General features: G+C 49.0%; 11 protein-coding genes. All 11 read left to right on the top strand.

The window, feature by feature from the left end:
- The first annotated feature begins 48 nt into the window (after nt 1-48).
- Nucleotides 49-1,788, top strand: coding sequence for a hypothetical protein (locus HPY52_16125; protein ID NPV81760.1), 1,740 nt, complete (start codon nt 49-51; stop codon nt 1,786-1,788).
- Between the two features lie 18 nt (nt 1,789-1,806).
- Complete coding sequence (locus HPY52_16120; GenBank protein ID NPV81759.1) at nt 1,807-2,628, top strand: hypothetical protein; 822 nt, start codon at nt 1,807-1,809, stop codon at nt 2,626-2,628.
- On the top strand, nt 2,585-3,337 hold the full coding sequence (locus HPY52_16115) for a protein-glutamate O-methyltransferase CheR (GenBank protein NPV81758.1): 753 nt from the start codon (nt 2,585-2,587) through the stop codon (nt 3,335-3,337). Before HPY52_16120 ends, HPY52_16115 begins: the two co-directional genes overlap by 44 nt.
- 18 nt (nt 3,338-3,355) lie before the next feature.
- Complete coding sequence (locus HPY52_16110) at nt 3,356-4,228, top strand: protein-glutamate O-methyltransferase CheR (GenBank protein ID NPV81757.1); 873 nt, start codon at nt 3,356-3,358, stop codon at nt 4,226-4,228.
- Between the two features lie 49 nt (nt 4,229-4,277).
- Nucleotides 4,278-5,282: a chemotaxis response regulator protein-glutamate methylesterase gene (locus HPY52_16105; GenBank protein NPV81756.1), complete on the top strand. Its 1,005-nt coding sequence runs from the start codon at nt 4,278-4,280 to the stop codon at nt 5,280-5,282.
- Nucleotides 5,283-5,348: 66 nt separating this feature from the next.
- Nucleotides 5,349-7,982, top strand: coding sequence for a chemotaxis protein CheA (locus HPY52_16100; protein NPV81755.1), 2,634 nt, complete (start codon nt 5,349-5,351; stop codon nt 7,980-7,982).
- Between the two features lie 49 nt (nt 7,983-8,031).
- Nucleotides 8,032-8,868, top strand: coding sequence for a motility protein A (locus HPY52_16095; GenBank protein NPV81754.1), 837 nt, complete (start codon nt 8,032-8,034; stop codon nt 8,866-8,868).
- A 20-nt stretch (nt 8,869-8,888) separates the two neighbouring features.
- Nucleotides 8,889-9,587, top strand: coding sequence for an OmpA family protein (locus tag HPY52_16090; GenBank protein ID NPV81753.1), 699 nt, complete (start codon nt 8,889-8,891; stop codon nt 9,585-9,587).
- 66 nt (nt 9,588-9,653) lie between these two features.
- On the top strand, nt 9,654-10,016 hold the full coding sequence (locus HPY52_16085; protein ID NPV81752.1) for a response regulator: 363 nt from the start codon (nt 9,654-9,656) through the stop codon (nt 10,014-10,016).
- A gap of 63 nt (nt 10,017-10,079) precedes the next feature.
- Nucleotides 10,080-10,586, top strand: coding sequence for a chemotaxis protein CheX (locus HPY52_16080; protein ID NPV81751.1), 507 nt, complete (start codon nt 10,080-10,082; stop codon nt 10,584-10,586).
- Nucleotides 10,587-10,939: 353 nt separating this feature from the next.
- On the top strand, nt 10,940-11,950 hold the full coding sequence (locus HPY52_16075; GenBank protein NPV81750.1) for a hypothetical protein: 1,011 nt from the start codon (nt 10,940-10,942) through the stop codon (nt 11,948-11,950).
- Nucleotides 11,951-12,292: the final 342 nt, after the last annotated feature.

The raw sequence follows: 12,292 nt of genomic DNA, 5'->3' as shown, positions 1-12,292 counted from the left end.
TCCTCCATAGAGGAGATGTCCACCTCGATTCGCGGTGTCGCCAGTGACATGGAGGAAGTTGCAAGCAATGTAGAGCAAGTCTCGGCCTCTATCGAACAAATGTCATCCTCAATAAAGGGAGTCGCAGGGAACGCCGAAAGCCTTGCTGGTTCCGCCGAAGAAATATCATCCTCTATCGAGGAGATGGCTGCTTCAGTTCGGGGGGTCGCCCAGAACGCTCAGCGATTGTTGGCCGAAACGGATACCGCAGCTGCGGCTGCGGAGCAAATGACAGCCTCACTCCAGAATGTAGCCGTCGATGTGAAGAAGACCGCGGATTTCGGGGAAGAAACGAGCATTGCTACCCAACGTGGGGCTGATGCCGTGCTACAGGCGGTGCAAGTCATTAACGAAATTAGCAAGATAGTTCTAGACGGAGCAGAGGCGATCCGCCAGCTTGGGGCAAGCAGTCAAAAGATAGGAGATATTGTAAACGTGATAGCGGAAATCGCCGACCAAACAAACCTGCTCGCCCTAAATGCCGCCATCGAAGCGGCCAGGGCAGGCGAACATGGTCGGGGATTTGCTGTTGTGGCAGATGAAGTAAGAAGGCTCGCCGAAAGGTCTGCACAGGCGACAAAAGAAATCACCGAATTAATCCGCGGCATACAGAATCAGACCCAGGAAGCTGTGCGAACCATGGAACAGGGGGCTGCCAAGGCTGAAGAGGGCACAAAAGCCGCCGAAGTTACATCCAAGGCTATCAGTGAGATCCAGGCAAAGACTTCCGAGATGGTTACCCTGGTCAAAGGGGTCGCTCGTTCAACTGAAGAGCAACTGGCGTCAGGGGATAAGGTAAGGGAAGCGGTAAGACAGGTCCGTACCCAGTCTGAACAGGTGCAACGAGCTACCGAAGAACAGACAAAAGGTGTAGAACAGATCGTCCAGGCCGTGGCCAATGTTAGAGATCAAGCTACCCAAGTTGGCAAAGCCACTCAGGAGTTAGCTTCTGGAGCAGACCAGGTCGTCACTGCCGTGGGCAACATGCGGAAGCGCGCCGAGCAGGTGACCAAGGCAGTCGGAGAGCAAACCAAGGCAGCAGAGCAGATTGTCCAGGCCGTAGCCAATGTCCGCGAACAGAGCAACCAGGTAGCCCGCGGCGCCATGGAACTCGCAAACAGGAGCGATCTCATTGTAGGAGAAGTGGCAAATGCTAAGAAGATGGGAGAGCAGGTGCTTAAGGCTACTGCCGAGCAAGCGAAGTCTTCAGAGCAGATAGTGCAGGCGGTAGCCAACGTCCGCGACCAGGCCGCCAAGGTTGGCAAAGCCACTCAAGAGTTAGCTTCTGGAGCAGACCAGGTCGTCACTGCCGTGGGCAACATGCGGAAACGTGCCGAGCAGGTGACCAAGGCAGTCGGAGAGCAAACCAAGGCAGCAGAGCAGATTGTCCAGGCCGTAGCCAATGTCCGCGAACAGAGCAACCAGGTAGCCCGCGGCGCCATGGAACTCGCAAACAGCAGTGATCTCATTGTAGGAGAAGTGGCAAATGCTAAGAAGATGAGTGAGCAGGTTCTCAAAGCCGCATCTGAACAAACCAAATCCGCTGAACAGATTGTGCAGGCTGTGGCGGGTATTCGCAAACAATCTGCTCAGGTTGCCGAACACGCCCGCTCTCAGGCAACCGAAATTGAAAAGCTTCCGCGGATTTGGGACCAATTAGATACAGGACTTACCAGGTGCGAAGGGACATATTCCGAATTTGACACAGTCCTTCAGCAAGTTGGCCAGACACTCCAATTGAGGCATTAAGGGAGAGAACGCAAACACGTGGAAGAAATAGAAGTGAAAAGGTTTCGGGAAATTCTCAAACAGAGCGCTAACGTTCAAATAGACGCATACACTTCCGGATGGAGGACACTAGAGATCTCCTGCCCCAATGGGCTTTCGTTGAAAGAATATGCCGACATGCTCGAGAGAGAGCCGGGCGAGCTAAAAAGGCTCGCCCGGCGGCTCCTGGTAAGTACTACAGACTTCTTCCGTGACCGGGAGTACTGGGAAGAGCTTCTTGAAGTAGTTCTTTACGGCGGAAGGGGACTCTTCCCCGTTGATGTGCTTAGCATAGGCTGTGCCCGCGGACAGGAACCTTATACCCTCCTCATGACCGTGCTCGAACGGGGGGAGCCTCAACTCGGGAGAATAATTGCCGCGGATATAAGCAGAACGAATCTGGAGATAGCTCGAAAGGGTCTATATGGAACGCACGAACTCAGAGAAGTGCCCGAGATTTATCGAGAACGATGGTTCACCCGGACTCCTGCTGGCTGGCAGATTGCCGAAACACTGCGAAACAGGGTGCAGTTCATTCACTATGATATACTGAGCGAACCTCCTGCCGGCTGGAACGACAGGTTCGGCCTTGTGATGATGCGGAATGTTATCATCCATATGAAGCCTGAATATCAGCAGATAGCCCTCGTTAACGCGGTCAGGATGCTTGCTCCGGAGGGGATCCTATTTTTGGGGGCGAGTGAAATTCTACCGAAGCCTGAAAATTACGGGGTTCATCATGTTGGACGTTGCCTTTACTCCAGGGGGCAGAATCAAAATGAGAGCGGAGCTTTACGGGATCTGCCATTTACTCGGGTTTAAGGATGACGCTGCACAGGTGGACATGCTTGCCTCACGGGTTGAACGCCTCACAGGGGGGCGAAAGCCAACCAGCATAAACGACTGGATAACCTGCGTCACCATTAAGGAAACGCGGTTCTTCCGCGATATCAATCAATTTCAGGCCCTTGAAACATTTCTAAAGCAGAGGCTGGCATCGGGGAGTAAAACAGTACGTATGTGGTCAGCAGGATGTTCATTCGGGCAAGAACCATACTCAATGGCCATAGTGGCCAAGAAAGCCTGCGATGGGTTTAAAAACAATATAGGCGTTGAGGTCCTAGCCTCGGACATAGACACAGGAGCTCTGGAAATAGCCGCCGAAGGGGTTTATCCAATTGAGTCGCTGTGGCAGATACCTGAAGAATACAGAAAGTATGTACTTCCCGAGGGGAATCAGTTAAGAATCAAGGACATAGTAAAATGCTTGGTCCAATTCTTCAGCCTTAACCTTGCGGGGATGGATCCATATCCCAAAGACCTTGATGTGGTATTCTGCCGCAATGTCTTGATTTACTTCAACCCCCAAGCTGCTCTGTCAGCGATAAGACGAATTCATGCCTCTCTCAGGCCGGGGGGATTGCTATTCTTAGGCGAGGGTGAGACCATTTCCTATTTCGGGCTATACACCCTCTTTGAAGCTATAGATGCTGACTGCCTTGTTTACAAGAAGCTGCAGTGCAATGCGTAATTAGGGGATAAATACAACATGATGACCGGATTCGTCACGGAAACATTAAGGGAGATACTGGGCTGGCTCGAACACTGCATAGGGTTGACTCTGCTAAACCAACCGCTGGAGATACTCCTGGGAAAAATAGAACGAGCGGGCGTCAATCTGGGTTATCAGAGCATAGAAGAGTTCTGTACCTTCCTTCATCAGTACAAGGCTGAATTCAAATATCTACCGGAAGAGCACTTTCAAACCCTGGTGGATCATCTAACCGTGACGGAAACCTTCTTTTTCCGGGGCCAGGCCGTGCTTGAACATATTGTAGAAGAGAAGCTTGCTCTCGATGACCTGCTCCAAGGGAAGATATCTATATGGAGCGCAGCATGCGCCACAGGCGAAGAGCCTTATACACTTGCCATGCTGATTGCAGCAAAGTATCCCTTTCTTGTTTGGAGCGACTTAAAGCCACCAATTGTCGCAACCGACATAAACAGGAGAGCACTGGAGAAGGCCAAGGCCGGGATTTACCATCATGGTTCCCTTTCTTTTCGAAGCATGCCTCAAGAGTATTTGCGATTTTTTGAACGTCTCCCCGGGGATTTTTTTCGGGTGAAACCCGAGATCAAGAGATTTGTGGATTTTCGCTGGACCAACCTCCTCTGCGAGGAAACAGGGCCCCCTGGCGAATTTGACATCTGTCTTTTGCGAAACGTGCTTTACTATTTCAATGAAACCCTTAGACAAAATGTCATCGAGAACGTTAGAAAAAGGCTCAAACCTGGGGGAATTTTGGTTCTTGGGGAAACAGAACAGCTCAGGCACGAGATCGGATTCCAGGTGGTATTAACTCCCAAGTACTTTTATTATGTGAAAGACGCCGACGAGACTCCAGCTGAAAGGACGGAATAGCGTGGAAGAACGGAAGATCAGGGTATTGATAGTGGATGATTCGGCCTTCATGCGCTTGGCTCTCCGGAAAATGTTGGAATCCTGCAGCGACATCGCAGTCGTAGGCACAGCAAAGGATGGGAAGGAAGGGGTGGCCATAGCCCAGGAGCTTTCTCCCGACGTAATCACTTTGGATGTTGAAATGCCAAATATGGATGGGTTACAGGCGCTGGTAGAGCTTCTGGCAAAGGGACCATTTCCGGTAGTCATGGTAAGTTCCCTTACCACGGCCGAAGCAGATGTCACATTAAAAGCACTAGATTTGGGCGCTGTAGACTTTGTCACGAAGCCATCGTCCATTGCATCTACCGATATCTCATTGATCTCAAATGAACTCGTCACTAAGGTAAGAGCGGCTGCTTCCCTAGGAAGAGAGAAAATCATTCAGATCATGTCCGACCGGAGAAGGGCGGAAGGGAAGATAGCTTCTTCCGGCAAGTGGACAAAACGTTTTGATCTGGTCGTTATCGGATCCTCTACCGGCGGTCCCCCTGCCCTCCACAAGATACTTGGCAGTCTTCCTCCAGATTTGCCGTGCGGGATCATAGTCGCACAGCATATGCCTCCTGGGTTTACGAAACTGCTTGCAGAGCGCTTAAATGAGTCCAGTAGGTTGAAGGTAAAGGAAGCTGAAGATGGTGACCCGGTAACCCCCGGGAGTTGCTTTGTAGCGCCTGCTGGCTACCAAACGCTGGTCGAAGGAAGTGGAAACGAACTTTGCCTACGCGTAGCGCTACCGGGAGAGAGGGATCTTTACAAACCTTGCGTGGATCTAACTATGATTTCAGTCGCAAATACCTTGGGTAGAAAAGCCCTAGGGATTATCCTAACGGGCATGGGGGCTGATGGGGCTTATGGACTGAAAGCCATCAAAGACAAAGGTGGCTTTACAATTGCAGAGTCCGAAGAAACTTGCGTAGTTTATGGCATGCCGGGAAAGGCAGCCGAACTAGGAGCAGCAATACGCATTCTTCCGCTTTACATGATTCCAGGCGAAATATGCGCCCTTCTTTGAGGGTTTTCCATCTGGTATAGTAAAGCCTTACACCTTGGAATGAAGTAATGGGGAGGGTTATGAGTTATGGTCGAGCTAATAGAGCTTGTAGACTACATCAGGCAAGCAGTCTCGCAACAAGATATTCATTCCGCACTTAAACCACTCACGCAGTTGAAATGGAAAGCTGCTTTTGAGGGGCTAACGTCACAAGCCCGGGAAACACTGTCCCGTATGGGATTTTTGATGTTGAAGGCTGCTACTCAAACTGAAGGGGAACTTCTTTCCCAAGAACTCTGTAAGGGGATTGTGGAATCCTGCGATTTACTTACCAAAGTCTTTACCCCCGACCAGGGGAATGCAGGTAGCTCGCGTCAAGGGCCATCGGAACCTTTCGGAGAGGCCTCAGTGGCTGAAGATATTACCACACTTCGGAAGGCTGGATTTGACCTTGCAGTAAGCAACGCATTGTCCTCACTATTAACTCCCTGGGATTATGGATCCCTTTCCATATATGCCGAGACAGACACAAAAATCTACGAAGTGAGCCTTTGGTGTAGCTCTGAAGATTCCTTTAACAGTCTTAAGACAAGGTCTGGGATTACTGAGCAAGGACACGACTTAATTATTGCAACTCCTGGGCCTAAGCCCAGAGAAGTCCGCCTGCTTCTGGTTTCTCCTTTGTCTTCCACTGCAATCCTGCGTCAAAAACTCTCTGCGAATTTCCCGGAATGCCGGGTGCTCGTTTCCCTCGCAATGTTTCCTCGGGTCGTCACCGGGACCATAGACCAGGAACTCCAGCAGGTTTTTCTGGAAGAAGCAGCATCTCAGGTGGCTCGCATTGAGGAACTCCTCCTTCGCGGTGAAACAGAAGGCCTGGATGATGAGTCGATACAAGAGGCATTCCGACAGGCTCACAGTTTGAAAGGCGGAGCAGCCAGCATGGGATACTTTCCCGTAGCGGAAATGGCCCACAGTATCGAGGATGTCTTAACACTGATAAGAAACGGTGAGATATGCCTGAAACCTAGATTGATCGGCAGAATGCTTGTATTGGTGGACCTCATCCGAAATGCCCTTAACAAACTAGCTGGGGAAGGGATGGAATGGTCAGGAGCACTCGACCCCATCTCTTCCATGTATGATGCACTTGAAGAAACGAATGAAGCCCAGCTTCGGGTTGAAATCGACCTTAATGGGGAGGAAATGGTTCTCGCACGAACTGTTCTGATTGAAAATGAACTGCGCAGGTGCGCAAACATCGAGCACAGATGGCCAAGCGATGATGAAAAAGATCTCCTGCAAGCTGAAAAGGGGCTAGTTATAACATTGAAAGGCAATGAGGAAGAGGTAATTAACATATTAAAGGGCACTGGCTTCCCGTTTTCGATCAGTGAGATCCAGCCTTCAGGGGATTCAGATGAAAGCCATCACAAAGAAACGGAATCTCCAAAAACCACATCAGCCCAGGTGACTAAAGCAGAAGACCAGCAGGGACATACTGGTCCCCGCTCCGAAGCCCCCGATAGCCACTTCGAGATGGGACAAACCATTCGAGTTGATTCACGCCGTTTGGATCATCTAGTGGACCTGGTGGGCGAGATCCTCATACAGCGTCAGCGGCTTTATGAAATGACTATGGAACTTGCCAAGAGGAGTGGAACCGATATCAACACATCTAGAGAAGTTCTAAAGCAATTATCCCGCCTTACAGATGAGCTTCAGCATGAGGTTTTCAAAATGCGCCTCGTGCCAGTCAGCACATTATTTGTACGTTTCCATCGTCTGGTCCGAGATTTATGCATAACGTTGAAAAAGGAAGCAGAGTTGCTTGTCGAAGGGGGAAATATGGAAGTGGATAAGCATATTCTGGAGGTGCTCTCCGATCCTCTTATCCACTTAGTGCGAAATGCCATAGATCATGGTCTGGAATATCCTGAGGACCGGTTACGCTTTGGGAAACCTAAAAAGGGCAGGATTCGTTTGGCCTGCGAATTAGAAGGGAGTTACCTAAACATATTTGTAGAAGACGATGGCCGCGGCATAGATGTCAGTAAAATAAGTGCCAAGGCTGAGGCTCTCGGCTATAAACCTGAACTAATGAATGAGGAAAAGCTTCTGGAGCTGATATTTACTCCCGGATTCTCCACAGCCGAGGAAATAAGCGACATATCGGGAAGAGGGGTTGGTCTCGATATTGTAAAAAATAACCTCTCACAGGTTCGAGGCACTGTGAAGGTAAAGACAGAACCGGGACAGGGCACTACGTTTCATCTCCGGTTGCCGCTTACCGCCTCAATTTTGGATGCCCTATTGGTGGAAGCCGGCGGGCAGACATATGCTGTTCCTCTTCAGGACATCCTGGAGATACTTCCGTATAATCCTCTACAGATACAACGGGTGATGCATGGTGAAGCTATGGTTTTTAGGGGAGAATCTCTGCCCCTTATCAGACTGGAAGAATTGCTTATTAGCATTCCGACGCGAAACCTCGATAGCGGCAATATTCTTGTATTCCATCATATGAACCGCAAGATAGGGTTGGTAGTAGACAAGGTAAAGACCGTAGAAAACGTTGTTCTCAAGAATTTTAGCGAAGAGCTTGGACACATTGAAGGAATTGCGGGAGCGACGATCTTGGGTAATGGCCAGGTTATCCTCGTACTTGAAACCTCGGAGCTCCTTTCGATGGCTTCAAAGCGCGCCGCACCCGCAGCTTAGGGATCTATGTTAAAAGCCTGTTTAACTTGCGGAAGGGAAGCGATTATTGATGGACCCGGCTTCGATCATAGGCCTCATATCAGGGGTAATCTTGATATTAGCCGCGATTACCATGGGCGGTTCCGTTAAAATCTTCCTTGACCTGCCCTCCCTTTTGATAACAATGGGCGGCACTTTTGCAGGAGTCTTAATCAACTATTCAATTTCTGATATTCTGGGACTACTTTCTGTCGTAAAAAACGCCTTCATCGTAAGGCTCCCTAAGATACAAGATGTAATCGAAGAGATGGTAAGACTTTCAGAGGTGGCCCGAAAGGATGGAGTCCTGGCACTTGAGTCCGCTGAACTCACCATAAAAGATGAGTTCTTAGCTAAGGGAATTGAACTGATTGTCGATGGTCATGACCATGATACCATAAAACAGATGTTGGAAATAGAGCTTGCATCCCTTGAATCAAGACATGCCCTGGGACAGCGAATTCTGAGAACAATGGCCTCTCTGGCACCGGCATTTGGAATGATAGGAACCCTGATAGGGTTGATTCAAATGCTGAGAAGCCTTGACAGCCCGGACAAGATCGGACCGGGAATGGCCGTGGCTCTGCTTACAAGCCTTTACGGGTCCCTGTGGGCAAATCTCATCTGCAATCCGCTTGCCGGAAAACTTGAATTAAGAAGCGAGCAAGAAATGTTTGTAAAAATCCTCATGCTGGAGGGTTTGCTGGCGATCTGGAAGGAAGATTCCCCCAGGCTGATAAGGGAAAAGTTATACCGGTTCCTCTCACCCAAAAAGCGAAATGAGGGGTCGGAAAGCATAATCAGCCAGCGACCTCAGAAAGAAGGCGAAGCTCAACCGGATATCTCAGGCGAAGCAGCAGCTATCTGAGATGCAGGAGGTAAACAGATTTGGCTATAAAAACTCTGTTCGGTTCCAAGAAAAGAAATGAAGAATCGCCTGAATGGCTCTTGACATATGCAGACATGGTAACCCTCCTTCTAACGTTCTTTGTACTTCTTTATAGCTACTCTAGGGTAGACCTTAAGAGATTTCAGCAGGCCCTGGCATCGTTTAGGAGGACATTGGCAATCACGTCCGTTGAGCCAGTGATAGTCCCACAGATTCTTGACAATACCAAGGCACCTCCGGGCATATCTGATGAGGAGCTCTACAATAAACTCCGCAATTTGATACAGAGAGAAGGCCTAGCAGGAAAGGTAACTGTCTCCTCCGAAAAGCGCGGGATTATGATAAGGCTTAAGGAACAGGTCTTCTTTGACTTGGGAAAGAGCGAACTGCGGCCAGAAGCCCTTCCTGTTCTACAGAAGATCGCCGCGGTTTTAAGGGAGATTCCCGATAGGGATTTGAGGGTGGAGGGACATACAGATGACCTGCCCATAAATACCATACTTTACCCCTCTAACTGGGAGCTTTCCGCAGCCCGTGCCGGGGCTGTAGTAAGGTATTTCATTAACAACTGCGGACTTAAACCCTGGAGGTTTGAAATCGTAGGGTGCGCGGAATATAGGCCTGAATATCCCAACACAGACCCCCACTGGAGGCAGTTAAATCGCAGGGTAGAAATTGTGATAAAAAGAAGAACGTAGAAACGATTATAGCGACAAACGACAGCTACTTCCAAAATGACAACTTCCAAAGGAGTGAAAGAGGATATGGGCAAGGTGTTGATCGTGGATGACGCAGCCTTTATGCGGCTTAGGGTTGCGAACCTCCTGAAGGGCAAGGACTATACGGTAATAGAAGCATCAAACGGTCAGGAGGCAATCCAGAAATACTTAGAAGAGAAACCTGACGTGGTGCTTCTTGATATTACTATGCCCGTGATGGATGGTTTGACAGCATTAAAAGAAATCATTTCCTTAGATCCCAAAGCCAAGATTGTCATGTGCAGTGCGCTTGGACAGGAATCAATAGTGATAGAAGCTATCAAGAATGGTGCGAGAGACTTTGTGGTAAAGCCATTCCAACCTGACAAAATACTGGCTGCAGTAGGCAGATTTGCCCTCCAAGGATAAGACCGCCTTAGATCTTGGCAATCTGCTTCAAGCAAGCCATCCTGAGAAAGGAGCATAATGGTCGTGAAGGCCCAATTTATAAATCCGTTTGTAAGTGCAGCTTACCAGGTTCTCGAAACCGAAGTCGGCGCCAAGATTGAGAGAGGACGTCTTGCACTCCAGGAATCACGCTTCACCGGCCACGACATTACAGTTCTGATAGGTGTGACGGGACAGCTGAGAGGTATTGTCATGTATAGTATGAACGAAGGAACGGCTAGAAGCCTCATAGAGGTCATGCTAGGCCAATCGGTAGAGGAATTCGATAGTCTCGCAGAAAGTGGAATAGGCGAGCTCGGCAATGTCATTACCGGTTTGGCAGGCTCGGAACTTGAAAGATTGGGTTACATAGTCAAAATAACGCCTCCTACTATTGTCCGAGGCAAAGATGCCGTAATATCCACGGTAAACCTCAAAAGGCTTGTGATACCCTTGGTTACCCAATACGGCCCTATAGAGATTGGGGTTGCACTTGAGGAATGCCCAAAGCCAACATCCTCATGCGTAGTGCCCTTGGCCAGGAATCAATAGTGATAGACGTTATCAAGAATGGTGCGAGAGACTTTGTGAGAAAGCCATTTCAACGTGAGAAGATACTGGCTGCGGTAGGCAAAATTGCCTCCAAATGACTCACCAGACTTTCAGCCTGCCTTTTCTGCCGCCCAATTGCCGCCCAAAGGGATAGCAAAGGGTAGAAAAGGAAGAGACTCCCTGGTAATTCGGGAGTCTCTTTTGCCTGCTAGATGACAATATTCAATGGCAACCAGGAATAAACAGGAAATGCAACTTAAGAGCAAGCGGGCTTTGCCGCCCAGTCATATTCCCTGGGGTTTATTATGATTTCAGCCAGAATATGCAGGCCAGAGTATACGAGGCGAGATAGTATGAAACAAGACAGTTGTACTATTGCGTTTATGCCATGGGCATCTCTAGGCAGCGAACTTCTTGTTGGCAATTACCGAATATGGAATTTTTGGTCTCTGCGAGACAAGTATGTGACTGATCCCTTAGTAAGGACTACACTTGAAAGATACTTCTCCCGCTATCTCTACACAAAGCTAGGACCTGGATTGCAGGAGGTCGTCTGCGAGAGTCTGTCAGTAATATCACCGAGACAAGGTTTAAATGTAGACGATATCGAAAACGTTTTAAGAGTAGCGCGGGCAGTAGCTTTCTCAGCGATTATGGATGACCCGTGGGAAAGGGTTTCAACAGATACTTGGGTCGTCTATTTTCAAAACTATTCTCCCGGCCATTCAGGTATAACTATCGAGGATTCGCACTTTTCGTCGGTCGACATGGTGAAGTTCCTCAAGCCATACTCTGCGTATGAACCGCTTGTTCCGTTTTGTGGTAATGAATTCTCGTCTGGATTGGGAAGACTAGTCGACAGTAAGGAGGACAAGATTCAAAGGATTTTTACTGCACTTGAATGGTTCTGTCGCGCGTGGACCCGAAATGAGATGGTCAGTGATTGGTCAAGAATTGTGTGTCTGGTGATAGCCTTTGAGTCTCTGTTTGATTTTGACAACAAGTTTGAATTCATGAGTAAGGTGAAGGAGATTGTCCGAGACCCAGCGCCAATCAATGAGACGCGAAAGATTACAGTCCAGGACTGCAGAGGAAAGACGGAAAGAGAAATGACTCGAAGCCTTGTTGAGTGGTGGGCTTATGACCTCTATAACCTCCGGAACGATATCGTCCATGGAAGGACCCCGGACCCAAGCAGACTTACCTACATGGGAGATAGATCACATCTCATAATTGCAAAGAGGATTTTCGGGAAAGCTATCAAACGGTGCCTAGTTGAGTTAAATCTATATCCCACGAGCGAAATTGAGGAAATCTTCGAGTCTGAGCCTGTAGATCAATGGCTTTCACAGGCAGATGAATAGGGTAGACTCTTGGGCTTGACCCATAGGGGAATTCCCGCCCAATCCCTTAAATGGGGCAAAGGCCAGAAAAGGAGAGACTCCCGAATTACTAGGGAGCCTCTTCTTCCTTGTTGCATGAGGTATTCAACATGCATAACACATTAGTCTGATACAGACAAGTTCCAACATGAATACTCCCCTATTTTCTGAGCTTCCGCATATTCGTCCTTTGAGGCAGCACCACGTTCAGGGGTGATGCTTTCCGCATCGCGTCTCTAATGTCGCGGCTCGTGATATGAAGATACCTCTTAGCCATTTCCAGTGTGGTATGCCCCATTATCGCCTGCAGGTCGTAAATATTGC

It is taken from the genome of Bacillota bacterium (assembly GCA_013178415.1).
GTDB lineage: Bacteria > Bacillota > SHA-98 > Ch115 > Ch115 > Ch115.
This window is presented reverse-complemented; position numbering and strand designations above follow the sequence as displayed.